This is a genomic window from Mesorhizobium sp. 131-3-5, from assembly GCF_016756575.1.
GTDB lineage: Bacteria > Pseudomonadota > Alphaproteobacteria > Rhizobiales > Rhizobiaceae > Mesorhizobium > Mesorhizobium jarvisii.
The window spans coordinates 71,533-97,390 of the sequence record NZ_AP023254.1 but is presented as its reverse complement, the minus strand read 5'-3'; the positions used below and the strand labels follow the sequence as shown (position 1 = coordinate 97,390).

At 64.8% G+C, this 25,858-nt stretch carries 23 protein-coding genes and 1 tRNA gene; 9 read left to right on the top strand and 15 right to left on the bottom strand.

The window, feature by feature from the left end:
- Nucleotides 1-15: 15 nt before the first annotated feature.
- The 4 genes from JG747_RS00455 to JG747_RS00440 all read left to right on the top strand — a co-directional run bounded on the left by JG747_RS00455 (nucleotide 16) and on the right by JG747_RS00440 (nucleotide 7,815).
- Nucleotides 16-2,169, top strand: a complete 2,154-nt coding sequence (locus JG747_RS00455; RefSeq protein ID WP_019863007.1) for a thiamine pyrophosphate-dependent enzyme — start codon at nucleotides 16-18, stop codon at nucleotides 2,167-2,169.
- Complete coding sequence (locus JG747_RS00450; RefSeq protein ID WP_202360941.1) at nucleotides 2,162-3,745, top strand: indolepyruvate oxidoreductase subunit beta family protein; 1,584 nt, start codon at nucleotides 2,162-2,164, stop codon at nucleotides 3,743-3,745. Before JG747_RS00455 ends, JG747_RS00450 begins: the two co-directional genes overlap by 8 nt.
- A gap of 268 nt (nucleotides 3,746-4,013) precedes the next feature.
- Nucleotides 4,014-7,415, top strand: coding sequence for an acyl-[ACP]--phospholipid O-acyltransferase (locus JG747_RS00445; RefSeq protein WP_202360940.1), 3,402 nt, complete (start codon nucleotides 4,014-4,016; stop codon nucleotides 7,413-7,415).
- 157 nt (nucleotides 7,416-7,572) lie between these two features.
- Nucleotides 7,573-7,815 carry a GCG_CRPN prefix-to-repeats domain-containing protein gene (locus JG747_RS00440; protein WP_084791738.1) on the top strand — a complete coding sequence of 81 codons (243 nt, stop codon included), beginning with the start codon at nucleotides 7,573-7,575 and terminating at the stop codon, nucleotides 7,813-7,815.
- An 86-nt stretch (nucleotides 7,816-7,901) separates the two neighbouring features.
- On the opposite strand, the gene JG747_RS00435 is transcribed toward JG747_RS00440, so the two are convergent.
- The 8 genes from JG747_RS00435 to JG747_RS00400 all read right to left on the bottom strand — a co-directional run bounded on the left by JG747_RS00435 (nucleotide 7,902) and on the right by JG747_RS00400 (nucleotide 13,620).
- Nucleotides 7,902-9,161: a DUF1501 domain-containing protein gene (locus JG747_RS00435; RefSeq protein ID WP_202360938.1), complete on the bottom strand. Its 1,260-nt coding sequence runs from the start codon at nucleotides 9,159-9,161 to the stop codon at nucleotides 7,902-7,904.
- A 39-nt stretch (nucleotides 9,162-9,200) separates the two neighbouring features.
- Nucleotides 9,201-10,676, bottom strand: coding sequence for a DUF1800 domain-containing protein (locus tag JG747_RS00430; protein WP_202360937.1), 1,476 nt, complete (start codon nucleotides 10,674-10,676; stop codon nucleotides 9,201-9,203).
- A gap of 115 nt (nucleotides 10,677-10,791) precedes the next feature.
- Complete coding sequence (locus tag JG747_RS00425) at nucleotides 10,792-11,067, bottom strand: GCG_CRPN prefix-to-repeats domain-containing protein (RefSeq protein ID WP_032921488.1); 276 nt, start codon at nucleotides 11,065-11,067, stop codon at nucleotides 10,792-10,794.
- A gap of 110 nt (nucleotides 11,068-11,177) precedes the next feature.
- Nucleotides 11,178-11,633, bottom strand: a complete 456-nt coding sequence (locus JG747_RS00420) for a periplasmic heavy metal sensor (protein ID WP_010913241.1) — start codon at nucleotides 11,631-11,633, stop codon at nucleotides 11,178-11,180.
- Nucleotides 11,630-12,076: a hypothetical protein gene (locus JG747_RS00415; protein ID WP_223217815.1), complete on the bottom strand. Its 447-nt coding sequence runs from the start codon at nucleotides 12,074-12,076 to the stop codon at nucleotides 11,630-11,632. Before JG747_RS00415 ends, JG747_RS00420 begins: the two co-directional genes overlap by 4 nt.
- A 113-nt stretch (nucleotides 12,077-12,189) precedes the next feature.
- A complete protein-coding gene (locus JG747_RS00410; RefSeq protein ID WP_202360935.1) occupies nucleotides 12,190-12,726 on the bottom strand; it encodes an RNA polymerase sigma factor in 537 nt (178 codons plus the stop codon).
- Nucleotides 12,727-12,771: 45 nt separating this feature from the next.
- Nucleotides 12,772-13,215, bottom strand: a complete 444-nt coding sequence (locus JG747_RS00405) for an EF-hand domain-containing protein (RefSeq protein WP_032921489.1) — start codon at nucleotides 13,213-13,215, stop codon at nucleotides 12,772-12,774.
- 216 nt (nucleotides 13,216-13,431) lie between these two features.
- Complete coding sequence (locus tag JG747_RS00400) at nucleotides 13,432-13,620, bottom strand: YodC family protein (protein ID WP_019863018.1); 189 nt, start codon at nucleotides 13,618-13,620, stop codon at nucleotides 13,432-13,434.
- A 297-nt stretch (nucleotides 13,621-13,917) separates the two neighbouring features.
- Here JG747_RS00400 and JG747_RS00395 point away from each other — a divergent pair, with 297 nt between their 5' ends.
- Nucleotides 13,918-14,265 (top strand): hypothetical protein, encoded by a 348-nt coding sequence (locus tag JG747_RS00395; protein ID WP_202360934.1) that lies wholly within the window; start codon nucleotides 13,918-13,920, stop codon nucleotides 14,263-14,265.
- A 456-nt stretch (nucleotides 14,266-14,721) separates the two neighbouring features.
- On the opposite strand, the gene JG747_RS00390 is transcribed toward JG747_RS00395, so the two are convergent.
- Nucleotides 14,722-14,797 (bottom strand) — tRNA-Thr (locus tag JG747_RS00390).
- A 289-nt stretch (nucleotides 14,798-15,086) separates the two neighbouring features.
- Here JG747_RS00390 and JG747_RS00385 point away from each other — a divergent pair.
- The gene (locus JG747_RS00385) at nucleotides 15,087-16,232 is read left to right on the top strand and encodes a hypothetical protein (RefSeq protein WP_064984580.1); all 1,146 of its coding nucleotides are present in this window, start codon (nucleotides 15,087-15,089) and stop codon (nucleotides 16,230-16,232) included.
- A 3-nt stretch (nucleotides 16,233-16,235) separates the two neighbouring features.
- On the opposite strand, the gene JG747_RS00380 is transcribed toward JG747_RS00385, so the two are convergent.
- Nucleotides 16,236-17,837 (bottom strand): cisplatin damage response ATP-dependent DNA ligase, encoded by a 1,602-nt coding sequence (locus JG747_RS00380; protein WP_202360933.1) that lies wholly within the window; start codon nucleotides 17,835-17,837, stop codon nucleotides 16,236-16,238.
- Nucleotides 17,838-17,841: 4 nt separating this feature from the next.
- Nucleotides 17,842-18,849 (bottom strand): ligase-associated DNA damage response exonuclease, encoded by a 1,008-nt coding sequence (locus JG747_RS00375; RefSeq protein WP_202360932.1) that lies wholly within the window; start codon nucleotides 18,847-18,849, stop codon nucleotides 17,842-17,844.
- Nucleotides 18,850-18,999: 150 nt separating this feature from the next.
- Between JG747_RS00375 and JG747_RS00370 the strand changes: the two genes are divergently transcribed.
- From JG747_RS00370 to JG747_RS00360, 3 genes are all read left to right on the top strand, one after another.
- On the top strand, nucleotides 19,000-19,917 hold the full coding sequence (locus tag JG747_RS00370) for a class I SAM-dependent DNA methyltransferase (RefSeq protein ID WP_202360931.1): 918 nt from the start codon (nucleotides 19,000-19,002) through the stop codon (nucleotides 19,915-19,917).
- A 108-nt stretch (nucleotides 19,918-20,025) separates the two neighbouring features.
- A complete protein-coding gene (locus JG747_RS00365) occupies nucleotides 20,026-20,388 on the top strand; it encodes a hypothetical protein (protein ID WP_064984586.1) in 363 nt (120 codons plus the stop codon).
- 68 nt (nucleotides 20,389-20,456) lie between these two features.
- The gene (locus JG747_RS00360; protein WP_069090922.1) at nucleotides 20,457-20,984 is read left to right on the top strand and encodes an AAA family ATPase; all 528 of its coding nucleotides are present in this window, start codon (nucleotides 20,457-20,459) and stop codon (nucleotides 20,982-20,984) included.
- A gap of 8 nt (nucleotides 20,985-20,992) precedes the next feature.
- Here the strand turns inward: JG747_RS00360 and JG747_RS00355 are convergent, their stop codons facing one another.
- The 4 genes from JG747_RS00355 to JG747_RS00340 are packed head-to-tail and all read right to left on the bottom strand — an operon-like array spanning nucleotide 20,993 to nucleotide 25,831.
- Nucleotides 20,993-21,934: a 2-hydroxyacid dehydrogenase gene (locus JG747_RS00355; RefSeq protein WP_202360930.1), complete on the bottom strand. Its 942-nt coding sequence runs from the start codon at nucleotides 21,932-21,934 to the stop codon at nucleotides 20,993-20,995.
- Between the two features lie 29 nt (nucleotides 21,935-21,963).
- The gene (locus JG747_RS00350) at nucleotides 21,964-23,595 is read right to left on the bottom strand and encodes an ABC transporter ATP-binding protein (protein ID WP_019863026.1); all 1,632 of its coding nucleotides are present in this window, start codon (nucleotides 23,593-23,595) and stop codon (nucleotides 21,964-21,966) included.
- On the bottom strand, nucleotides 23,592-24,737 hold the full coding sequence (locus JG747_RS00345; RefSeq protein WP_064984588.1) for an ABC transporter permease: 1,146 nt from the start codon (nucleotides 24,735-24,737) through the stop codon (nucleotides 23,592-23,594). Before JG747_RS00345 ends, JG747_RS00350 begins: the two co-directional genes overlap by 4 nt.
- Nucleotides 24,737-25,831: a microcin C ABC transporter permease YejB gene (locus tag JG747_RS00340; protein ID WP_064984589.1), complete on the bottom strand. Its 1,095-nt coding sequence runs from the start codon at nucleotides 25,829-25,831 to the stop codon at nucleotides 24,737-24,739. The genes JG747_RS00345 and JG747_RS00340 overlap by 1 nt, the downstream gene beginning before the upstream one ends.
- Nucleotides 25,832-25,858: the final 27 nt, after the last annotated feature.

Below are 25,858 nucleotides of genomic sequence, written 5' to 3'. Positions count from 1 at the left end.
GGGAAGGAGGCGGAGATGGCCGAACGGTCTTTTGCCAAGGAAGTTGAAAAACTCAGGCTTGGCGCCGGCGAGGAATTTGCCGGCGAGGGCATCCTCGCCATCACCAAGGCGTTGCTGCAATGCGGCGTCGGCTATGTCGGCGGCTATCAGGGCGCGCCGATCAGCCATCTGATGGATGTGCTGGCCGACGCGCAGGACATTCTGGGCGAACTGGGCGTGCATTTCGAGGCGAGCGCCTCGGAAGCCACCGCCACCGCCATGCTGGCCGCCTCGGTGCATTACCCGATCCGTGGTGCCGCGACCTTCAAATCGACCGTCGGTACCAATGTCGCTTCCGACGCGCTCGCCAATCTTGCCTCCGGCGGCGTCACCGGCGGCGCGCTGATCATCGTCGGCGAGGATTACGGCGAAGGCTCCTCGATCATGCAGGAGCGTAGCCATGCCTTCGCCATGAAGAGCCAGGTCTGGCTGCTCGACCCGCGCCCGAATCTGCCGTCGATCGTCAAGGCGGTGGAGGACGGCTTCGAACTGTCCGAAATCTCCAACACGCCGGTCATGCTGCAGGTGCGCATCCGCTGCTGCCACGTCCACGGCCATTTCATTGCCAAGGACAACAAGCGCCCGCCCATGACGGTCGCCGATGCGCTGGAAGCGCCGCGCCGCGACACCGGCCGCATCGTGCTGCCGCCGGCCTCCTTCCTGCATGAGAAGGAGAAGGTGGCGAAGCGCTGGCCGGCCGCCGTCGATTTCATCGCCAAGAACAAGATCAACGAATTCTTCGGTTCGGATCACGGCTCGGTCGGTATCGTCATGCAGGGCGGCATGTACAATTCCGTCATCCGCGCCTTGCAGCGTCTCGGCCTTGCCGACACCTATGGCGAGACGGACGTGCCGCTCTACGTGCTCAACGCCGTCTATCCCTTGATCGACGACGAGTTCCTGTCCTTCTGCGAGGGCAAGCAGGCGGTGCTGGTCGTCGAGGAGGGCCAGCCCAATTACATCGAGCAGGCCTTCGCGGCGATGCTGCACAAGGCCGGGCGTGGCTCCAGGCTGGTCGGCAAGGAATATCTGCCGATGGCCGGAGAATATACCGGCCAGGTCATGCTCGACGGCATCGGTGCCTTCCTGCGCGCCGAGGCGCCGCATCTGCTTCCGGGTGAAGTGCGCGCGCCCAACAAGGTCGGCGACGGCGTCGACACCGCGGACCTGATCAATGTCGTGCCGGGCAGGCCGCCGGGCTTCTGCATCGGCTGTCCGGAGCGGCCGATCTTCGCCGCGACAAAGCTGGTCGAGCAGGAACTCGGCAAGCACCACATCGCGTCCGACATTGGCTGCCACCTGTTCTCGATCATGCCGCCCTTCGAGCTCGGCGCGACAACCATGGGCTATGGGCTGGGGCCGGCCTCTGCCTCGGCGTTCAATTCGCCCGACGCCAAGCGCCGCTCGATCTCCTTCGTCGGCGATGGCGGCTTCTGGCACAACGGCCTGACCTCCTCGATCGGCAATGCCGTGTTCAACAAAAATGACGGCGTCATCGTCATCGTCGACAATTTCTATTCGGCCGCCACCGGCGGGCAGGACATCCTGTCGTCGCGCGCGGGCAACAAGACCAAGTCGACAAAACATCCGATCACCGAAGCGGTGAAAGGCATGGGCGTCAAATGGCTGCGCCATGTCGACCGTACCTACGATGTCGGCAAAATGCAGGACACGTTGCGCGAGGCGCTGACGACGGAGGAGAAGGGGCCGAAGGTCATCGTCGCCTCGTCCGAATGCATGCTCAACCGGCAGCGCCGCGAAAAGCCGCTGGTCGACAAGGCGATCAAGGGGGGGGCGCGTGTCGTCAAACCGAAATTCGGTGTCGACGAGGACATCTGCACCGGCGACCACGCCTGCATGCGGTTGTCGGGCTGCCCGTCACTGTCGGTGAAGTCGCTCGACGATCCGTTGCGCGACGATCCGGTGGCATCGATCGACCAGAACTGCGTCGGCTGCGGCAATTGCGGTGAGGTCGCGGATGCCGCCGTGCTCTGCCCGTCCTTCTACCGCGCCGATGTCGTGCACAATCCGAGCCGCTGGGACCGCTTCCTGCAAAGCGCGCGTCGCGCGGTTATCAGCCTGCTGCAGCGCCGCCGCGAAAGCCGGCGCCTGACCTTCGCCGATGCTTGACGCTGTCCCGCCATTCCGCGCCAAGGCCGGCGCCCAGGACGACGAGCGCGTCATCAAGCTCGCCGTGCTGGCGGTCGGCGGCCAGGGCGGCGGCGTGCTGGCCGACTGGATCACCGATGTCGCCGAGCGCAATGGCTATGTCGCGCAATCGACCTCGGTCGCCGGCGTGGCGCAACGAACCGGCGCCACCATCTACTATGTCGAAATGGCCCGCGACACCGGCCGGCTGCCGGTCTTCGCGCTGTCGCCCTCGCAAGGCGATGTCGACATACTGATCGCCGCGGAGCTGATGGAGGCCGGCCGCGCCATCATCCGCGGTTTCGTCACGCCCGAACGCACCACGCTGATCGCTTCGTCGCACCGCATCGCCGCCGTGTCGGAAAAGATCGAGCCAGGCGACGGCCGGGCCTCGTCTTCCAAGGTGCATGCGACGGCCGAAGCCGCGTCGAAGCGCTTCATCGCTTTCGACATGGAAAAGATCGCCGCCGACAATGGTTCGATGATCTCGGCCAGCCTGCTTGGCGCGCTGGCGGGCTCGGACGCACTGCCATTCACCCGCGAGAGCTATGAGCAGGCGATCGGTGCCGGTGGCCGGGGCGTCAAGGCCAGCCTCGCCGCCTTTGGCGCCGCGTATGACCGCGCGCGCGGCACGGCCGCACCTGCGTCAAAGCTGGCAGAGCCGGCGATTGTCGAATCCGCCCTGGCGCGCGTCAGCGGCCCGCAAGGCCTCCTGCAGGGCTGGCAGGCGCTCGCCACCCGCGTCGACCTGATGCCCGTCGCCATCCGCGATATGGCGCTGCGGGGCCTGAGAAAGGTCGTCGACTATCAGGACATCGCCTATGGCGGCGAGTATCTTGACCGGCTCGACCGGGCTCTCGCGCTGGATGGCGCCGACCATTCCTATGCGCTGTCCATCGCCGCCGCCAAGCATATCGCCAACGCCCTTTGCTATGACGACATGATCCGCGTCGCCGATCTGAAAACACGTTCGACGCGCGACCGGCGCGTGCGCAAGGAAGTCGGCGTCAAGGACGGTTCGATCCTGCAGGTCACCGAATATTTCCATCCCCGCATCGAGGAGTTCTGCGGCACGATGCCGGCGGGGCTGGGCAGCTATATCGAGACCCGGCCGAAGCTCGCCGCCTTCCTCGACCGCCGCATCAACCATGGCCGCCGCATCCGCACGGACAGCTTCGCCGGCTTCGCCGCGCTCTGGTTCATCGGCGGCCTGCGCCGCTGGCGCCGCAGCCTGCTGCGCCACAAGGTCGAGATGACCCATCTCGATCGCTGGTACGCGCTGGCGCTCGCCCATGTGCCGGAGGACTATGCGCTCGCCGTCGAAATCCTCAACTGCCGCCGGCTGATCAAGGGCTACAGCGACACCCATGTCCGGGCGCAGTCGAAATTCGATCGCGTGCTCTCCGCGCTTGCCATGCTCAAGGGCCGCGGCGATGCCGCCGACTGGATCCGCCGCCTGCGCGAGGCGGCCTTGAAGGACGAAAAGGGCGACATGCTCGACGGCGCGCTGAAGACAGTGGCGACGCTCGGGCCAGGTCCGGCAACCTTGGCGCCCTAACTTCGACATACCAGAGACGTCACCGGTCCCGGGCTCCGTTTCCAGATACGATGAACGTCGTTCATTTTTCGCTTGAACAATGTTCAAGACGTGATAGAGTGCGCTTATGAACGATGTTCATTTCTGGCAGACCGGAAGCCACGATATGGACATCGGGCACTGTAAGGAAGTTTAACCAGCTCATGACTATCACTGAGCTTGAAACAGCGCCTGCAGCCCGCAGGGCCTCCGGCGAATAGCCGCAGGGTTCCGCCAAATGGAAACCGCCATGAACACGCATCTGATGTTGTCCCGGCGCTTTGCGCCTCTGTTCTGGACGCAGTTCCTGTCCGCCTTCAACGACAATTTCCTCAAGAACACGCTGGTGTTCCTGATCCTCTTTACGCTGGCCGCCGGTCAGGCGGCTTCGCTGGTCACGCTCGCCGGGGCCGTCTTCATGGCCCCCTTTCTGCTCTTGTCCGCGCTTGGCGGTGAGATCGCCGACCGCTTCGACAAGGCCCTCATCGCCCGGCGGCTGAAATTTGCCGAGATTGCCGCCGCGGGTGTGTCTGTCGCCGGCATAGCGCTGTCGTCGATCCCGGTGCTGATGACGGCGCTGCTGATGTTCGGCATCATCTCGGCGCTGTTCGGGCCGATCAAATACGGCATCCTGCCCGATCACCTCGAGCGCAAGGAACTGCCCAAGGCCAACGCCTGGATCGAGTCGGCCACCTTCGCCGCCATCCTCGGCGGCACCATCGCCGGCGGCGTCGTCTCGGCCGACGGCATAGGCGTCACGGTCTTCGGGCCGATCATGATGGCCTTGGCCGTCGGTTGCTGGTTCGTCAGCCGCTACATCCCGCCAACGGGTTCGGCGGCACCTGACCTCGTCATCGACAGGAACATCTTCCGCTCGACCTGGCGCCAGGTCAGCGAGTTGCGGACCGACACGCGGATCTGGCGCGCCGGCCTGATGACGTCGTGGTTCTGGCTGATCGGCGCCATCGTGCTTTCGATCCTGCCGACCTTGATCAAGGATTCGCTCGGCGGCGACGAGATCGCCGTCACCGTCTATCTCGCCGTGTTCGCCGTCTCGATCGCCATCGGCTCGGCGATTGCCGCATGGATGTCGCAGGGGCGCATCGTGCTTCTGCCCGCACCGGTCGGCACGGCGCTGCTGGCGCTGTTCGGCCTGCATTTGGCCTGGACCATCTGGAGCATGCAGCCTTCGCCGAAGGCGGAAAGCCTCGCCCTGTTCTTCGCCGGCCAAAACACGATCCGTGTCGCGATCGACCTCGCCGGCATGGCCATCGCCAGCGCCTTCCTCGTGGTGCCGACCTTCGCCGCCGTGCAGGCCTGGTCGCCCGAAGCGCGCCGCGCCCGCGTCGTCGCCGCGGTCAGCATCGTCAATGCCGGCTTCATGACGGTCGGCGGCATCCTTGTCGCCGCGATCCAGACGAAAGTCTCCACCGGCGGCATCCTGTTCGGCCTGGCCGCGGCCAATGCCGTCGCCGCCTGGCTGATGCTGAAATTCCTGCCGACCAACGCCTTCCGCGATTTCGTGTCCATCCTGTTCCGCGCCTTCCTGCGCCTGGAAGTCGAGGGCATGGAGAACCTCAAGGCGGCCGGCAAGGCGCCGATCCTGGCGCTCAACCATGTCAGCTTCCTCGACGGCCCGCTGGCGCTGACGCTGACCGACGAGGAGCCTGTCTTCGCCATCGACTACGCCATCGCGCAGGCCTGGTGGATGAAGCCGTTCATGAAGCTCGCCCGTGCTTTGCCGCTCAATCCGGCCAAGCCGATGTCGACCCGCACGCTGATCAAGATCGTGCAGGCCGGCGATCCGCTGGTCATCTTCCCCGAAGGCCGCATCACCGTCACCGGCGGGCTGATGAAGGTCTATGACGGCGCCGCCATGGTGGCCGACAAGACCCGCTCGATGGTCGTGCCGATCCGCATCGACGGGCTGGAGAAGAGCCCGTTTTCCCGGCTGACGTCGCAGCATGTGCGCCGCCGCCTGTTCCCGAAGGTCAAGGTGACCATTCTGGAGCCGGTCAAGCTGCAAGTGCCGCCGGAACTGAAGGGCCGCAAGCGCCGCGCCGCGGCGGGTTCGGCCCTCTATCAGGTCATGTCGGATCTCGTCTTCCGCACCCAGGACATCGACAGGACGGTGCTTGAGAAGATCATCCTGACGGCGAATGAACGCGGCATGAAACGGCTCGCCGTGCAGGATCCGGTCACCGGCTCGCTGAGCTATGGCAAGCTGCTGACGGCGGCCGCCGTGCTGGGCGAGAAATTCCAGAACCTTTATGCCGATCAGCAGACGCTCGGTATCATGCTGCCCAACGCCAACGGCTCATGTGCCACGCTGCTTGGCGTGATGTCGTCCGGCAAGGTGCCGGCGATGATCAACTTCACTGCAGGTGCCGCCAACATCCTTTCCGCCTGCAAGGCCGCTGAAGTGAAGACCGTGCTCACGTCCCGCGCGTTTGTCGAACAGGCCAAGCTTGGCGCGGTGGTCGAGGAGATCGGCCGGTCGGTCGACATCGTCTGGCTCGACGATCTGCGTGCAACCATCGGTCTCAAGGACAAGCTGCTTGGCCTGTTGCGCAAGTCGACGCCGCGCGCGCCGCGCAAGGCTGACGACCCGGCGGTGATCCTGTTCACCTCCGGCTCGGAAGGCACGCCGAAGGGCGTCGTGCTCACCCATCGCAACATCCTGGCCAATGCCGCGCAGGCGGCCTCGCGCATCGACTTCCACTCGGGCGACAAGGTGTTCAACGTTTTGCCGATCTTCCATTCCTTCGGCATGACGGCTGGCACGGTGCTGCCGCTGATCTCGGGCGTGCCGGTCTATTTCTACCCGTCGCCGCTGCACTACCGCATCGTGCCGGAACTGATCTACGCATCCAACGCGACGATCATCTTCGGCACCGATACGTTCCTCAGCGGCTATGCCCGCACCGCGCATCCCTACGACTTCCGTTCGATACGCTATTGCTTTGCCGGCGCCGAACCGGTCAAGGCAGCCACGCGCATGACCTACATGGAGAAGTTCGGGGTGCGTATCCTCGAGGGCTACGGCGTGACCGAAGCGGCGCCGGTGATCGCCATCAACACGCCGATGTACAACAAGTCCGGCAGCGTCGGTAAAATCATGCCCGGCATGGAATACCGCCTGGATCCGGTACCCGGCGTCGATGAAGGCGGGCGTCTCTACGTGCGCGGCCCAAATGTCATGTCGGGCTATCTGCGCACCGAGAAGCCGGGTGTGCTGGAACCGCTGGTGGACGGCTGGCATGACACCGGCGATGTCGTCTCGGTCGACGAGGGCGGCTTCATCACCATTCGCGGCCGCGCCAAGCGTTTCGCCAAGATCGGTGGCGAGATGATTTCGCTTGCCGCCGTCGAGGCGCTGGCGGGTGAAGTGTGGAAAGGCTCGTTGTCGGCCGTCGCGTCCGTGCCGGATGCACGCAAGGGCGAGAAGCTCATTCTCATCACCGAGGCTCCCGGCGCCACACGTGCCGAGTTCCTGGCCTTCGCCAAGGCCAATGGCGCCATGGACCTGATGGTGCCCGCCGAAGTGCGCGTCGTCCCGAAAGTACCGGTGCTCGGCTCCGGCAAGCTCGACTTCGCCGGCGTGACCAAACTGGTGCAGGATGCGCCGGCCGCCAAGGTCGAGGCCGCCTGATCGAGGCGACATGCTCGACGACGCCGCGCTGAAAGTCGCGGCGTCGCTTGGCAAGCACTCTGCCCGCTAACGGATATGTGATCGGACCACTCACCCGGCATTCGGCCGGGTGAGTGGTATGTTGTCCTCGGGAATGTCAACCATGGAGGACACCATCATGCTCACCAGATACATTCTGCCGATTGCCGCCGCTGCAGGCGCATTGATGCTGTCGAGTGTCGGCTCGCAGGCCCTGCCCATGGCCAAGCCCAATGCCGCTCCGCTGCCGATAGAAAGCGTCGGCTGGAGATGCGGCCCTGGCTGGCACCTGAACCGATGGGGAAATTGCGTGCCCAATCATCGTCGCGTGATAATCCGGCCGATACATCATTGGCACCACCGCTGGCACCATCGCTGGTGATCACGGGGCGGATCGACATGGCGGCGGCTGCGAAGTAACGTGGGCGCTCCCCCAAAGATGGCGCCCCGTGACGCCACCGGGCTTCTTCAAGCGATGAGATTCGGCATCGGCTTCACCGCCGCCGACTCCGGAAACACCTTGTCGGCGAGCACGGCGGCGGACAGGCCGAACTGGTCGGCGAGCAGGCCCTTCAGCACCGCCCTGACATCGCTGGTCGGCGCCAGGTCGCGTTGCTCGTAGAGTTGGGCCGGCTTCAAGCCCGGCCAGTCGGCGATGACACGACCGCCCTTGATCGCGCCGCCGGCGAGCAACACCACCGTGCCGGTGCCGTGATCGGTGCCGACCGAGCCATTGATCTGCGCCGTGCGCCCGAATTCGGTGATGGCGACGATCGCCGTGTCCTTCCAGCGCTCGCCGAGACCCTTCTCGAATTCCTCGAAGGCGCCGTCGAGGCCGCCGAGCAAGGTGGCGAGCCGGCCCGTGGCGCCGCCTTCGTTGACATGCGTGTCCCAGCCGTCGAAGGCAAGCGCGGCAACACGCGGCCCGTCATCGGCCGCGACAAGCCTGGCCGCACCTTGCGCGGCCTGCCGCATGCCGGCGGCGCTGCCGAGGCCGCCCTTCGGCTTCATCGCCCCGACGTTCGGCTTCATCACATTGCCGCCGATCTGGTCGTCGAGCGCCATGCGCTCGGCATCGAGGCCCTTCTGCAGGGCCGCCGCCAGCACTGGGTCGCGATGCTGGTAGAGGTCGAGAACCCGCGCCGCGAGGTCGCCGGCCGGCGCCGGCAGCGATTGCGGCGCCCAGCCGAGCACGGGGGCGGCACCTCGGATCACCAGCGGCGTCGACGGTCCGACGGCCAAGCCGCCGAGCGTCGCCACGCGATCGCCCGCCGGCAGGCTCTCCAGCGCCCGGTTGAGCCATCCGGTGGCGACGTGGCCCGGCCCGGCGAAACCGCTTTCCAGCACGTCCTGGCCGTCGAAATGCGAGCGCTCGCGATAGCCGGTCGCGGCCGCGTGCACCACCGCGGCCTGCTTGTCTTTGAACAGCCGCGCGAAGACCGGCATCGCCGGATTGACCGCGAAGAAGCCATCGAGCGGCAGCGCCGCGTGCGGGCCGGCGAGCGACAAAGCGATGTCGCCATGCAGGCCGGCATAGTCGGGGTCGCCGATCGGACCGACCGCCGACAGGCCGTCGAGCGCGCCGCGCAGCACGATGACGATCAGCCGCGGATCGCGATTGTCGGCGGCGCGGGCGAAGCGCGGCAGATAGGCCCAGGCAAACAGCGCGCCGCCGGTCATCAGCACGGCGCGGCGGGAAGGGTGAGGGGTTTCACACAGCAGGCTCATGACTTGGTCTCCATGTCGGCGCCGGACCTGTCGCTCGCGCTATCGTCTCTGGAATTCGGGCGCCATCAGCAGCAGCGCCAGGCCCTGCTGCTTGGACTCGGCGCGGGCGACCGCTTGCCGTGTTTCCGGCGAGGCGGAAGGACCGATGACGGCGTCGAGCATATCGTTGGGATTGCCGACGTCCTTGACCTGGCGGGCCGCCTGCCAGGCGATGTCGAGGCGGATCTTCATGCCTTCGGCCGAGGCCCAGCTGTCCGCCTGGTCGGAAAAGCCGTTCGGCCCTGGCGGCTGCCAGAGCGGCTCGCCCAGCGCATTGAGCCAGTTGAGCGACTGGCCGGGATCGTTCGCCGGACCCGGACCGGCCGCCCGGCGGATGGCGGCGATGTAGTCGAAGGGCGAGCGCATCTTGGCAAGCGGCGTCGACCATGCCTCCGGCATGTCGATGAGGGTCGCCGCCAGAGCCCTGAGATTGCCGTCGCTCTTGGCAAAAACCTTGGCCAGGCGCGCGACTGCCGCCGGCGGCGGGTCGTCGGCTATGAAATGACGGGCAAGTTCCGTGGCGATGTGCTGCGCCGTCGCCGGATGGCTGGCGATGTCGTTGAGTGCCGCCTCGGCCTGGCCCATGCCGCCGGCCGGATAGGTCTTGCCCAGCAGCACCGCATCGCCCGGCTCATGCGCATTGGCGTTGAAGACGGAACTGCCCGGTTCGCCAAGCCGACCTTCGCGCCCCGCCATCGTCCAGCCGGTCAGGATGCGCGCGAAGCTGGTGACATCGGCCTGGGTATAGCCGCTGCCGACGCCCAGCGTGTGCAGTTCCATGATCTCGCGGGCGAGGTTCTCGTTGAGGCCGCGCCGGCGGTTCTTGCCGGCGCGGGACTCAGGGCCGATCGACTGCTGGTTGTCGAGATAGAACAGCATCGCCGGATGCCGCTCCACCGCCATCAGCATGTCGGCGAAACGGCCGAGCACGAAGGGGCGGATGGCTTCCCGCTCGAAGGCGCCGGCGCTCGCCCGCACGATGTTGTCCTTCGCCACGGAGACGCAGAAATGGTTCGACCAGAAATACACCAGGCGTTCGACAAAGCCTGCCTCGGCGCGAAAAGCCTTGTCGAGGCGCGCCTGGGCTTCGGCGCGAAACAGCGTGGCCTCGATTGGCGGCGCGGGTTTGGCCGGGGCCGTGGGCGGCGGAACAGGTTGGGCAGGCGCGACCCGTTCCGGCGTGGCCTGGGCGCTCGCCATTGCGGGCTGCGCCGTGGCTGCGGCCATGCGCTCAAGCTTGCGTTGGAAGTTTGCCGCCATGCTGGCCTGGATGGCCGGTGTGCTGCCCGGCAGGCTCGCATAGGTCGGATCGTCGAGCGAGATCAGGGCGATGTCGGGCTGCCGCAGTTCCGCCTTCAGATAGCCGCGCGGGTCGTGGGCCGCCCTGTCGCGGTCGCCGGGCCTTGCCCCGAGCCCGAAGCGGTTGAAAGCAACGAGCACTGGATCTGGCGGAGAATTTGCGGCGGGGATAGCCAAGTCAGCTCTCCATTGCTTGGGCTCCCCGCGCACGGCGCCGGAAGCCCGTTCGAGCCGTTTCGTGCCTGTTCAATTGAGGTCGTGGGGCCGGCGAAGTCGTCGGCCCCCGAGCCCCCTACCAGCGATGCCAGCGGTGCCAGTGACGGTGCGGATGCCACCCATAGAAGGCCGGGCGATGCCAATAGTAACCGGGGTAGACGACCACGCGATTGGGGACGCAGCGCCCCCAGGGATTGGGATGCCAGCCAGGTCCGCAACCCCAGGCGACGTGCTCGACCAGCGCCGGGGCGGCAAGCGGCGCCAGCGGCATCGCCGAGGATGCCGCGACAGTAGCCACCGTTCCGGTCACCGCGAGAGCGGCGGTGGCCGCGTATTTTGTCAGATAGTTCATGACCATACTCCGAAGTTGTCCGAGGTTGAAAACCTGTCGGCGCCAGATGGCCCGGCAGGTCCTGCCCTTCATTTCGTTAAACGGGCGCCATCGGCATTTTCCGTCGGTCGTCACGGCGATTTTTTTGGCGGTGTCGACGGCTGCGGCCCGGCGCGCCTTGAGAGTCCTTCTGCCAGCAGGCTGCGATCCTCGGCGGAACCTGCCGCCGCGAACGCGATGATGCGCTGCTCCAGCCGCGTGCGCACGGTGACGTCGGCATTGCGAGCCCGCTCCAGGGCGGCCGCCAGGGCCGCCGTGTCGAGGACGGGCTGCCGCAGCAGATCTGCCGCCTCGCGCCTGGCCTGCTGGCCGTCGCGAATGATTTCGCGAGACTCTTGGCGGACTTCGCGCAGCGCCTTGCGAAACAGCGTGCGCTGCTGATCGGGAAGCCGGCCGCCTGCCGCCTCCAGCGAATAGCCCTGGGCCGGCTTGCCGCGTTTTATCCAGACGGCCCCGCCGGCAAGCGCGCCGGCCAGGAAGACATTCAGCACCACCGATGCGATGAGGAGGTTGCGGCCTGTGCTCATAGGTCTTCCTCGATCATGTCGGGTCCGGCATCGCCGAACGCCGTCGCATTGGCGTCGAGCACATAATGGTCAGGCTGAACTTCGGGCGTGACGACGGTCACCAGGGCCAGTCCGGCAATGGCGCCGGCCAGCCCTATTCCGGCAAGCCCCAGCCCCAGCCACCAGAAGCGCTGGCGCCGGCGCCGGACGATGTACCGGTCGGCGGTCCGCAGGATCGTGTCGTGCAACGCCTTGCCGGGGTGCCGGACGCGATAACTGTCAAGCAGGGCGTCAAGCGTGTGGGCCCGTCGCGAAATGGCCTGGCCTGTCTCGCTTGAAGCAAAGGCTGCTGCCGCGTCGCGCTCCGCTTGCGGCCAGCGCCGCAGATCGCCGCCATAGGCTTCGGCGAGCGCCGCGAAACGCCTGGCGTCCATTGCCGGGCCGTCCTCGATGTCTTCAGCCATCTGTCTTCCCCTTGCCCCTTGGTGCCGCGTGCCCGCGCGGATTGGAAACGAGGTAGCCCCACCGGACGCCCGCAAGGCGCGACGACTGTCTGCCATTCATGGTCGCGCTCTTCTCAGTCATGGACGCCATCCCTGGCCAGGATCATCTGCAAGGCCCGCCGGCCCCGCGAGAGCAGGCTCTCCAGCGCATCGACGGTGATCTCCAGGGTCGCGGCTGCCTCTATGTTGGACATCTCCTGATAGTAGACCAGGATGATCGCCTCGCGCTGGCGTGGCGCGATGGCCTGCAAGGCCTGCTCGACCCGATGCGGCTCTTCGCGGGCGTCGGGAAGCGGGGCAGGGTCGGCCATGTCCGGCAAATCGTCGGTCACCAGTTCGCGGCGCCGGCGCAGCCGGTCGTAGCAGAGGTTGAGCGTCACCCGGTGGATCCAGCTGTCGAAGCGTGCATTGCCGCGCCGCCAGCTCGAGGCGTGGCGCCAGATGCGCACGAAGGTCTCCTGTGCGACATCCTCGGCCTCCGCCGCATCGCCCAGAATGCGCACGGCGAGCGAAAGGATGCGCGGCAATTTGCGCGCGACGAGCGTCTGCACGGCCGCCGGGTCGCCGGCGCCGACCCGGCGAACCAACTCCTCGTCCGGATCGGCGCTCATCGGCTGGCGCACTCCCGATATCCATCACGCGTCATGGCCTCTTGGTCATTGCTCCGGCTTGGGAGCGGATTTGTGGCCTGGCATCTCGTCGGCCGTCAGAACGCCGTCGCCATTCTTGTCCAGCTTGGCAAAGCGCTTGGCAAAGAACGCATCGAGCTCGGCGCGGTCGATGAAGCCGTCATGGTTGGAATCGATGCGCGCGAAGGATTTGGCGGCATCGCCCTTGATGTTGCGCTTGGCCTGGAAGGCCTCCCACTCCAGCAGGCTGATCTTGCCGTCGCCATCCGTGTCGGCGGCCATGATCGCCTTTTCCCGCCGCTTCTGGAATTTGGCCAGCGTGATGTCCGACTTGGCTTTTGGCGCGGCTGGTGCGGCAGCCGGCGGCGTAGCGCCAGGAGACGTGGCAGCAGGGGGCTGCGTCACCGTCTGGGCGAGGGCTGCAACGGTCAGCAGGCTCAAGGCAGCGGCAAGGATCGAACGGCGTATCATGCTTCGGCGTCTCCGGTTGGCGCGTCGGCCACGGCCCATGCCGTGGTCACGCTTCAACCGTTAAACGCCGCGATGACGGAAATCCGTCGGTCGCCTGTGCCGATACCTTCGATTGTCGTGGATGCCGACTCGGGTATTGGTATCAAGAACGACGCGACACCGCATCCGGCGTCATCGAAATTCACGCCGGGTTAGCCACCGCCCGTGGCGAACGGGCTACGCCGATGGGTCAGCGGCCACCAGCTGGTCCGGTTTGAAACCCGCATGTTGCGGGATCCAAACATCGCCCTCGCGGTTGAACCAGTGGCACAGATACATGCCGGAAGCGGCACCGTCGCTGACCGTCATCTTCGGCCCTCCCGACTTCAGCTTGACGACGTCTCCGGTCTTGAAAGTGTTGGGCATTTTGGACCTCCCATGCTGAGGTCCGTGAGTTTCCCACCAAACCCGAGTCGCGACAATGGCGGATATGGGTCGCCACTGTTCGATCCACTGCACAGGCAATGGCGCAGGTGCCGCTTAGGTGACTTGAACACCTGACCTCATCACTACGACTGATGTACATTTCCTCATTTGCTAGATCTTCTTGGCTGAAATAGCGGGAACGGAGTGAAAACATCAGGCGGTTTCTGTGCGGTAGGCGCTAATTTTCCCTCTACGCAAGCGGCCCGTTAAAAAGGCAGAGGGGTTGAGGAGGGCGCGATGCCAACAAGTGCGATGGAAGCGGCATCATTTCTCGCCGACTTTGCGGCCATTGTTACGGCCGTAGTGGCAGTTTGGGTGTGGGGTCGTTTCGTCCTTCAGGCCAAGCTCCGGCAGTGGCGCCTTGAGGAATATTTGGAAGAGCAGCGTGTGAACGGCGGTGACCAAGGCATGCGAACCGCGCTTCATCTCATGTCCAACCTTGCGATGACCGAAGAGCAAATCTATTCCGCAGCGTTCAACAGCAAAAAGATCACGGCCGTTCCCATGCCAGACGAACGAGGTTTCGCGAAGGACATCCTCTTCTTGTACCAGGTGCCTAAGCCAGGCCGATACTCACCCAGGTAACGCAAAAGCCGCCCGGTCGGAAACCGAAGCGGCTTTGTATTTCCCCGAATCCAGGCCTACGCCAAATGATCCGTTTCAACTATGCCGCACCGAGTATCGAAACCCGACGCCAACGCCAGCCGATGTCGTCGAAGCGCCGGCAGCGCGAGGCGGCCGAGGTTTAAAGATCGCGATTCCTTATTTTCTATTCAGCCATTGCCTGGCCCACGCAAATGCTCTGACGGCCAGTACGAACACACCAAGAGCTGCAAGCACGATGAGCACGTGAGAGGTCGGAACATCCACAGATTGCCGGCAACGTTCATCGTCCGGCGCACAGTAAGTCAGCGCGGTGGCAAGGTTTGCACCTGCCAATAGGACAGCTATCGACAGAACCAGAACTCTCATGTGCGGTTCCACCAGCCTCCTCGTTTCTCTACAAATCGCGCGAGATAACCAGCCAAGTTATTGAATTTTTGGTGCCGCTTAGGTGACTCGAACACCTGACCCCATCATTACGAATGATGTGCTCTACCAACTGAGCTAAAGCGGCCCGGGAGGCCGGAGCCTCCAAGATGCGGGGGTGATAGACTCAACCGGCGGCGAATTCAAGATGCGACTTGGCAAATGATGCAAGAGCGCCCGCCACGGCCGAAACCAGGGTTCGCGTGTCCCCTAGACGCGAGAATCGCCGCCATGTTCCGATTTTGTTTGCCGGAATAGCGCCAAGATGGACTTTGGACGGCTCGTCGAGGCAGAATGCGGCCGCCCGCCCGTTGATTGATTGGTCGCCTACGGCTAACCATCAGGGAAGATTGGGGCAATTTGCAGAGGGATCCCGCTTGGACGCGATCGAAAAAGCGATCCGGAACGCCTTGGAGAAGGGCAATGCCGAGGACCGCGCGTTCCGCGAGAAGGTCTATCGGTCGGCCTTTGCCGCGCTTGACCGTGCGCTCCAGGCCAATCCCGGCGTGACCGTGGAGGTTGCCATCAAGCGCCGCAAGGCGATCCAGGCGACGATCACCGAAATCGAATCCGAGTTCCTGCCGGCGGTGCCGGATGTGGGCCTGGAGGTCGACGCCCCGGCGGCCGAGCCCGCGGCCGCCGCGGCGCCCGCCATCGAGATCGGAGACAAGGCGCCATCGCCCGCGGTCACCGTCGACAGCCCCGCGCAGCCGGCATCCGATGCGCCGCTTTCGCGCGTGCTGCCGGTCGTTCCCGACATCATGCCGGACGCGACGCTTCCCGGCGTGCCTGCCATCGACATGTCCGCTCCTAGCGCTTCGGGTACCGCGACGGAAGTGGCGCCCGATCGCGATGAACGGCGCATTCGCGGACGCCGCCTGCCGCTGACCGCCATCTTCTTCAGCGTGACCCTGCTTGCGGCGATCGGCATCGGCGTGTTCTTTGCCATGCAGACCGGCGTGTTCAAGACGGCGGCGCAGCTCGATACGGCGCCGCCCGAGGCGCCACCAACCGTCGAGGACGACGATTTCACCCCGGCCGACGGCGCCAACGCGCCGGCCAAGCCTGGCGCCGCGGACCAGTCGCGCAACTGGATCAATGTGTTCTCGCCGACCGATCCGACGCATGTCGCCGCCCCGTCGGACGCCAAGGCCTCGGTGATGAAGGACGACACCGGTCCGTTCCTGCGCATCCAGTCCGGCCCCTCAGGTTCGGCGATCGCCTTCGATGTCGGGCAGGGTGTGCTGGAGAAGCTCGCCGGCAAGCACGCCGTATTCGACATCATCGCGCGTGCCGAGGACGGCAAGGACACGCAGATCTCCGTCGACTGCAATTTCGGCGAGCTCGGCGATTGCGGCCGCAAGCGCTACGCGGTCGGCCAGCAGCGCAACGAATATCTGTTCGACGTGCAGTTCCCCAACAAGCATCCAGGCTCGGCCGGAACCATCGCCGTCAATTCCGATTTCGACAAGCAGGGCAAGGCGGTCGACATCTACGAGATCCGCGTCTCGATCGAGCCGTAGGGCTCAGCGGTCGAGCAGCGCCTGCAGCGTCTCGATGCGGTCGGCCTCGTTGGCCGGCTTGTCCCAGCGCAGCCGTGAAATGCGGGGAAAGCGCATGGCGACCCCGGATTTGTGCCGAGTGGAGCGGTTGAGCCCCTCGAAGGCGACTTCCAGCACCAGGCCGTTGTCACGGTCCGCCCGCACCGAACGCACCGGTCCGAAGCGCTCGACCGTGTTGTCCCGAACATATTTGTCGATCTGCTTCAGTTCTTCGTCGGTGAAGCCGAAATAGGCTTTGCCGACCGGCACCAGTTCCTCCTCGCCCTCGGGTCCGGACCAGACGCCGAACGTGTAGTCGGAGTAGAAACTCGAGCGCTTGCCATGGCCGCGCTGGGCATACATCAGCACCGCGTCCACCGTGTGCGGATCGCGCTTCCACTTGAACCACGGGCCTTTCGGCCGGCCGGCGACATAGGGCGAATCCCAGCGCTTCAGCATCACGCCTTCGATGATCGGGTGCGGCGGCGCGCGGCGCAGGTTCTCCAGCGCCTGCCAGTCCGTGAAGGCGACGAAGGGCGACAGGTCGAAACGGCCGGGGTCGAGCGTTTTCACGAAGGTTTCGAGGCGGCCGCGCCGTTCCCGGAACGGCAATGCGCGAAGGTCTTCGTCGCCGAGCTGAAGCAGGTCGTAGCAACGCATGAAGGCAGGATATTGCTGCTGCATCTTCGGCGTGACCGTCTTGCGGTTCAGCCGCTGCTGCAAATCCGAGAAGGTCCCCGTCGCCTCACGCGGATCGCCGACCAGCAACTCGCCGTCCAGCGTCGCGGAAAAGTGCATGGCGTCTGCGAGGTCGGGAAAGGCGCCGGAGACATCGTCGCCGGTGCGCGAATAGAGCCGGCGGATGCCGCCTTCCGCCACCGCCTGGACGCGGATGCCGTCCCATTTCCATTCGGCGGCGTAATCCGCCGGGTCGAGCTTTTCGAGATCGCCGTCGCCGACCGGGTTCGACAGCATCACCGGGCGGAACAGCGCCATCGCCGTGTTGCGGGGTTTTTCGGCCTTGCCTTCCAGCCAGGCGAACAGCGCCGTATAGGGCGGCGACAGACCGTGCCAGAGCTCCTCGATTTCGGCGACGTCGACCTTGCCGAAATCCGCCAGCGCCTGTTTGGCGAGCCGCGCCGAGACGCCGATGCGCAGGCCGCCGGTGACCAGCTTGATGATGGCGAAGCGCGCCGAAATGCCGGCGCTGTCGAGCAGGCTGGCCAGCACTTTCGGTCCGTCCGAGCGGCTTGCCGCCTGCAGTTTGGCCACGACCTCGCCGAGCGTCGGCTCGCGGTTGGGGATCTTGCCCGGCGTCCGCGGCCAGACCAGCGACACCGTTTCGGCGAGATCGCCGACATAGTCGTAGGAGTAGCCGAACAGCACGGGATCCATCCGTTCTGTGACCAGCATGCGCAGCATGGCCGGCTTGACCGCGGCTATTGTGAGGTCACCGGTGATGGCCGCCAGCGCCAGCCCGCGATCCGGATCCTCGACGGTTCGGAAATAGTCGACCAGCAGCGTCAGCTTGCCGTTGCGCGACGGCGTCAGCACAAGGCGGTCGAGAAGTTCGGCGAAGCGGTTCATGGCTTCAATCGCCTTCGTCCTCATAGCCCACCAGATGCAGCGGCCGGGCGGCGATGCCTTCGAGCTCGCACCAGCGAACCAGCGCTTCCTCGCGGCCATGCGTCACCCAGATCTCCTCGGCGCCGGTCTCCTTGATGGTGGCGGTGAGTTCGTCCCAATCGGCATGGTCCGAGATGATTAGCGGCAGTTCGACGCCGCCTTGCTTGGCGCGCTGGCGGATGCGCATCCAGCCCGACGCAAAGCACGAGATCGGATCGGGAAAGCGCCGCGCCCAACGATCGGCGAAGGCCGATGGCGGGCCGACGACGATGGCGCCGGCAAAGTCATCCTTGCCGCCCTCGACCGTTGCCGGTTCGAGTGTCCCCAGGTCGATACCCTGGCTCTGATAGTATTCGCTGAGCCTGGCAAGCGCGCCATGGATGTAGAGCGGCCTGTCATAGCCGGCGTCGCGCAACAGCCGCATCACCCGCTGCGCCTTGCCCAGCGCATAGGCGCCGACCAGATGCGAGCGTTCGGGAAACTGCGCCGCCGATTTCAGCAGGCGGGCGATCTCTTCCGTGTCCGGTGGATGGCGAAAGACCGGCAGGCCGAAAGTCGCCTCGGTGATGAAGATGTCGCAACGGATCGGCTCGAACGGCGCGCAGGTTGCATCCTTTTGCCGCTTGTAGTCGCCAGAGGCGACGATGCGCGTGCCCTGATGCTCGACCGATATCTGTGCCGAACCCAGCACATGGCCGGCCGGATGGAAGCTGACGCTGACATCGTTCAGAGCGATCGTCTCGCCGAGCCGTGCGGCTTGGGTCGTTCCAGCAAAGTCCTCGCCGTAGCGCAGGGCCATAATGTCGAGCGTCTGCTGCGTCGCCAGCACCGAGCGGTGGCCGGAGCGTGCGTGGTCGGAATGGCCGTGCGTGATCAGCGCCCGGTCCACCGGCCGCACCGGGTCGATGAAAAAATCGCCCGGGGGGCAATAAAGGCCTTCGGGCCGGGGATGAAGCAGGTCGCTGGCGCGCATGGTCCCCAAGATAGGATATAATTCCGCTGCGGGAAGCCTGATGTCGGAGACTGCTGACTCTCCTGGGCAAAGGGCGCTCAATTCGGTTCAGCTTCGGCATCCTTTGCTCTAAAGAGGTGGCGGCCGGCCTCCGCCGGCGGAACCATCATCATGAAACCGCTTCAGACATCCTCCGGCGATTTGAACGCCGATCGCCGTGCCGACTATGCCGAGATGCTATTTGCCTCCGGCGATCGCACGGCGGCGGCCGAGCTGCTGCTCGGCGCATTGGAGCTGGCGCCGCAATGGGCAATGGGCTGGTTCCGCCTCGGCGAGATGCAGGAGACATCGGGCAGGCTCGACCTGGCGGCGCAGGGCTGGACGATGTCGCTGAAACTGGACCCGGCCGACCGCCAGGGCGCGGCCCTCAAACTGCAGCTGATCGGCAAGGCTCCGCTCGCCGCCGCGCCGCCCAGTGCTTTTGTCGAGGCGCTGTTCGACCACTATGCCGAGACATTCGAGGAGATGCTGGTCGGCAAGCTCGACTACCGCTTGCCCGAATTTCTCGAGCAGATGATTCGCAAGGCAAGGCCGGGTCGCTTCCGCGTGGCGCTCGACCTTGGTTGCGGAACGGGACTGATGGGCGAGAGGCTGAGGCCGATCGTCGACCGGCTGGAAGGGGTCGATATATCGGCCAGGATGCTGAAGAAGGCGCGGGCGAAAGGCATCTACCACACGCTGACAAAAGCGGATCTGCAGGGATTTTCCCATTCAGGCGAAAGGCCCGATCTGGTGACATCGGCCGATGTCCTGATCTACATCGGCGCGCTCGATGGTCTGGTGGGCACCGTTGCCGGCCTGCTCGCCGAAGGCGGCCTGTTTGCCTTCTCCGTCGAGACACTGGCGGACGACGGCGATTTCGCGCTGCAGCCCTCGCGGCGCTACGCCCATTCGCAGCCCTATGTCAGGCGGACACTGGAGGCCAACGGGCTTGCGATCCTGGCGCTGGAGCCAACCACCATCCGGCAGGATCGCCGCGAGCCCGTCAAAGGGCTGGGCGTTGTGGCGTGGAAGCCTCACGCCGTTTGAAGCGTGCATGAACACCATCCCGCTGCTGCGAAAAAGTCCGATTTGCGTGCGCGACTGATATTTGCGATCTGGTCGCGTCAGGGCGGGATATCAGGAGGAGCATATCGGATGCGCTGGAACATGATGATCTTGGCATCTTGCCTGGCAACGGCCGGCTGCGTCGGCAATTCGATGTCCGAGCGGCAGGACGCCGACGTAGAATCCTCCCTGCAGTACGACACCGTGCCGTGCGATCAATTGCTGGCGCAACGCAATGGCCTGGCGCAGCAATACAACCTGCCTGTGACCGCGAAGCCGACCTTCTCCAATCCCGCGATGGGTTTCGGTCCGTTCACGCCCGACATGCGCTCCAAGGCCAAGCGCGACAGCGACAAGGCGTCAGGCGAGATCGATGCCATGAACCGGTCGATCGAGCGCCGCGACTGCGGCAAGCCGGACAATCAGAAGAAGAAGTTCGCCCTGCCGAGCTGAAAATAGCAGCAGCTGTCCGACGAGAGTGATCGCCGGCAGCATGCTCGCGTCCGCGTAGGGGACGATCGATGAAACTCTCGGACCTTGGCGACCGCATCTGCATTCTGGGGCCGTCCAACAGCGGCAAGTCGACCCTGGCCGATGCGATTGCCCGCAAGCGTGGCCCGGAGCCCGTTCACCTCGATCTGCTTCATCATCTGCCCAACACCGACTGGGAGCCGCGTCCAAAGGCCGAATTCATTGCCTTGCATGACGGCGCGATCGCCAGCGAGCGTTGGGTGATGGACGGAAATTACTCGATCTGCATGCCGCAACGTTTCCGGCGGGCGACGGGAGTGATCCTGCTGGATATCTCCACGCCGGCAAGCCTGCTGCGTTATTTCAGGCGAAGCTGGTTTGAGAAGAACAGGCGCGGTGCCCTGGAAGGCGGACGCGACAGCGTCAAATGGGACATGATCCACCATATTGCCGTGACCACGCCGAAAAACCGCCAGAGATACCAGGCGATGTTCGAGGATCTCGACCTGCCGAAGCTGCAGCTGTCCTCCGTGAGAGCAATCAAGCAGTGCTTCAGGGACTGGGATCTGGCGATGTAAGACCCTGGCTAATATCCCGCCTTGCGATCCACCAGATTCTCGAGCTTTTCGCCGCGCTCGAAGGCGTCCATCTGGCGCAGCATGGTCGGCGCCAGGTGCATCGGATCGGAGGTCGCCGCGGCGTGCGGCGTCACGAACACTTTCGGATGGTTCCACAACGGGCTGGTCTTCGGCAGCGGTTCGACCTCGAACACGTCCAGGCTTGCCTCCTTCAGCGTGCCGTCATCCAGTGCCCGCCCGATGTCGGCATCCTTTTGCAGGCGGCCGCGTCCGGCATTGATCAGGACCGAACCGCCGAGGCCGTTGCGTTTGCGCAATTCCTTGAGCACGCCGTAATTGATGATGCCTTGCGTGTCCGGCGTCAGCGGCAAAAGCACGACAAGGATATCGGTCGCGTTGAGGAAGGGGATCAACCCGGCCTCGCCGGAATAGGTCGCCACCCCTTGCATCGGCCGCTCGGTGCGCGACCAGCCATTGACCGCGAAGCCGAGCGACAGCAGCACCGAGGCCGCGGCGCGGCCGAGATTGCCGAGCCCCATAATGCCGACGGATATGTCGCCGGCCGGCCGCTGCGGCGGCTCGTGCCAGATCTTCTTTTGCTGCTGCTGCCGGTAGAGCAGGCCCTGGCGATGATGATCGAGCACCCGCCAGACGACATATTCGGTCATGTATTGCGTGAGGTTGTCGGCGACGACCTTGACGATCGGCACGTCGGGCAGGCCGGGATCGGCGAAGATGTGGTCGACGCCGGCGCCGATGGAGAAGATGGCGCGCAGATTGGGCAGCGAAGACAACAAATTGGGCTTCTGCTTCCACACCACCGCATAGGTGATCGACGGATCCTTGGCGCCGTCCGGCTCCAGCACCACCTCGCGCTCGGCCGACAGAAGCTCGCGCCAGCGCTGCGGGTGAAAGCCGGTGACGGCAAGCAGAATGCGGCCTTTTTCCATCGCGATTCGTCTAGTCCTCTTTACGCAAATTACTCGCTGACGATGCCGACCGGCGCCGTCTCTATCTTGAAGGCGGCCGAGATCAGTGCCCGAGTATAGTCGGTTTGCGGATTTTCAAAAATCTGCTGGGAAGGGCCGGCTTCGACGATCTGGCCATTGCGCATGACGATGACGTCGTTGGCAAGCGCCCGGATGACTTTGAGATCGTGGCTGATGAAGAGATAGGCGAGGTCGTGCTTGGCCTGCAGATTGCGCAGGAGGTCGACGACCTGCGCCTGCACGCTCATGTCGAGCGCCGATGTGGGCTCGTCCAGCATGACGAAGCGCGGGTTGAGCACCATGGCGCGCGCGATCGCGACACGCTGGCGCTGGCCGCCGGAAAACTCGTGCGGATAGCGGTTGCGGGTCGCCGGATCGAGCCCGACCTCCTTCAGCACGTCCGCAACCTTGTCGTCGCGTTCATCGGGCGACAGTTTCGGCTCGTGGATCTTCAGGCCCTCCTCGATGATCTCGGCGATCGACATGCGCGGGCTGAGCGAGCCGAACGGATCCTGGAACACGATCTGCAATTCGCGCCTGAGCGGCCGCATGGCGTTGAAGGTGAGCTGGTTGATGTCGCGGCCGTTGAACCGGATGGTTCCCGTCGACGAGATCATGCGTGCCAGGGCCAGGCCGAGCGTCGTCTTGCCGGAGCCGGACTCGCCGACCACGCCCAGCGTCTGGCCGGCGCGCACGGTGACATCGATGCCGTCGACAGCCTTCACATGGTCGACCGTGCGGCGGAAGAAGCCCTGCTTGATCGGAAACCAGACTTTTATGTCCTTGCCGGCCATCACCGGCTTGGCGTCGGCGTTGGCGGCCGGTGGCTTGCCCTTCGGCTCGGCTGCCAGCAGGTGGCGCGTATAGGGGTGCTGCGGGTTGGCGAAGATCTCCTTGGTCGGTCCGGTCTCGACGATCTTGCCCTTGGTCATCACGCAGACCCGGTCGGCGATCTTGCGCACGATGCCGAGATCGTGGGTGATGAACAGCATCGACATGCCTTTGCGGCTTTTGAGGCCCGCGAGCAGTTCGAGGATCTGCGCCTGCACCGTGACGTCGAGCGCCGTTGTCGGCTCGTCGGCGATCAGCAGTTCCGGTTCGTTGGCCAGTGCCATGGCGATCATGACGCGCTGGCGCTGGCCGCCGGACAGCTGATGCGGATAGGCGTCGAGCCGCTTCTGCGGATCGCGGATGCCGACCTCGTTGAGCAGTTCCAGCGTGCGCGCCTTGGCTGGGCGGTCGGCCATGCCCTGATGCAGTTTCAGGATCTCGACGATCTGATGCTCGATCGTGTGCAGCGGATTGAGCGAGGTCATCGGCTCCTGGAAGATCATGGTGATCTTGTTGCCGCGCACTTGCCGCAATTGCTTCTCGCTCATCGCCAAAAGGTCGGCGCCCTCGAACAGGATTTTCCCCGAGGGATGGCTGGCGCTGGGGTAGGGCAGCAGTTTCAGCACCGACAGCGCAGAGACCGACTTGCCGGAGCCGGACTCGCCCACCAGCGCGATCGTCTCGCCCTTGGCGATGTCGAAGGAGATATGGTCGACGGCGACAGACTGGCCGCCGCCCTGGCTGAAGGCGACGCTGAGGTCCTGTACGCTGAGCAGAGGCGCTTCGCTCATTTGAACGTCTTGCGCGGATCGAAGGCGTCGCGAGTCGCCTCGCCGACAAAGACCAGCAGCGACAGCATCAGCGAGATGACGACGAAGCCGGAAATGCCGAGCCACGGCGCATTGAGGTTGCGCTGCGCCTGCTTCAGCAACTCACCGAGCGAGGCGGACCCCGGCGGCAGGCCGAAGCCGAGATAGTCGAGCGAGGTCAGTGTCGAGATCGAGCCCGAGAGCAGGAAGGGCATGAAGGTCAATGTCGCCACCATGGCGTTGGGCAACAGATGCCGGAACATGATGGTGCGGTTGGGCACGCCGAGCGCGCGGGCGGCGTTGACGTACTCGAAGTTGCGGGCGCGCAGGAACTCGGCCCGCACGACGCCGACCAGCGCCACCCAGGAGAACAACAGCATCAGCCCGAGCAGGATGAAGAAGCCCGGCGGCAGGATGGCGGCGACGATGAGCAAGAGATAGAGCACCGGAATTGCCGACCAGATTTCGATGAAGCGCTGGAACAGCAGGTCCGTCCAGCCGCCGAAATAGCCCTGCAGGGCGCCGGCGCCGACGCCGATCAGGGCAGAGCCGGCGGTCAGGATCAGCCCGAACAGCACCGAGATACGGAAACCGTAGATGACGCGCGCCAAGACGTCGCGTGCCTGGTCGTCGGTGCCGAGCCAGTTCCAGTTGCCGACGATGCAGGCGGGGTCGGCAGCCCCTTGCGGATACTGGTTGCAGCGCTTGGCGGCGTCATACTGCCAGGACGGCTTGGCCGGTGCGGCTTCCGGAATGGCATTGTTGACGGTCTGGTAGGAATAGCGGATCGGCGGCCAGATCATCCAGCCATTGGCGTTGATCTCGTCCTGGATCACCGGATCGCGATAGTCGGTGACGGCATAGAAGCCGCCGAACTTTTCCTCCGGGTAGGCGACCAGCACCGGAAACAGGATCTCGCCCTTGTAGGAAGCGATGATCGGCTTGTCGTTGGCGATGAATTCGGCAAACAGCGACAGCACGAACAGGACAAGGAAAATCCACAACGACCAGTAGCCGCGCCTGTTCGCCTTGAAATTCTGCAGGCGGCGCTTGTTGAGCGGCGACAGGAACGGCCGTGGCATCCGCTCCGGCACCACGCCGGCGGTGACGCTCGCCTCCGACATCAGACGTCTCTCCGCTCGAAATCGATGCGCGGATCGACCCAGGTGTACATCAGGTCGGACAGCAATCCGACGAACAGGCCGAGAAGCGAGAAGATGTAGAGGTTTGCGAACACCACGGGATAGTCGCGCTCGACCACCGATCGGAAGCCGAGCAGACCGAGGCCATCGAGCGAGAAGATGTTCTCGATCAGCAGCGAACCGGTGAAGAAGGCCGAGATGAAGGCGCCGGGAAAGCCGGCAATGACGATCAGCATGGCATTGCGGAAGACATGGCCATAGAGCACCTGCCGCTCCGACAGGCCCTTGGCCCGCGCCGTCACCACATATTGCTTGCGGATTTCCTCCAGGAACGAGTTCTTGGTCAAAAGCGTCGTCGTTGCGAAGGCCGAGAGCACCAGCGCCGTCAGCGGCAGGGTCATGTGCCAGGCATAGTCGGCGATCTTGGCCGGCCAGGACAACTGGTCCCAATTGTCCGAGACGATGCCGCGCAACGGGAACCAGTCCCAGAACGAGCCGCCGGCGAACAGCACCATCAGCATGATGCCGAACAGGAAGCCGGGAATGGCATAGCCGACGATGACGACGCCGCTGGTCCAGACGTCGAAGGGCGTGCCGTCCTTGACCGCCTTGCGGATGCCGAGCGGAATGGAGATCAGATAGGACAAGAGCGTGATCCAAAGGCCGATCGAGATCGAAACCGGCATCTTCTCGAGGATCAGGTCAAGCACCGAGATATCGCGGAAATAGCTGTTGCCGAAATCGAACCGGATGTAGTTCCACAGCATCATGCCGAAGCGCTCAAGCGGCGGCTTGTCGAAGCCGAACTGCTTCTCCAGCTTCTTGATGAATTCCGGATCGAGCCCCTGCGCGCCGCGATATTTCGAGCTGACGTCGCCGGCGACGTCGAAATTGGAACCGCCCGCATCGCCGCCGCCACCGCCGAGGCGGTCGCTGCCGCCCTGATTGGTCAGCTTGGCGATGACCTGCTCGACCGGGCCGCCCGGCGCGAACTGGATGACGGCGAAGGAGATCGCCATGATGCCGAACAGGGTCGGGATCATCAAAAGGATGCGGCGCAGTATATAGGCGCCCATCAGGCTTCCTGCCCTTTTTGGACTGAG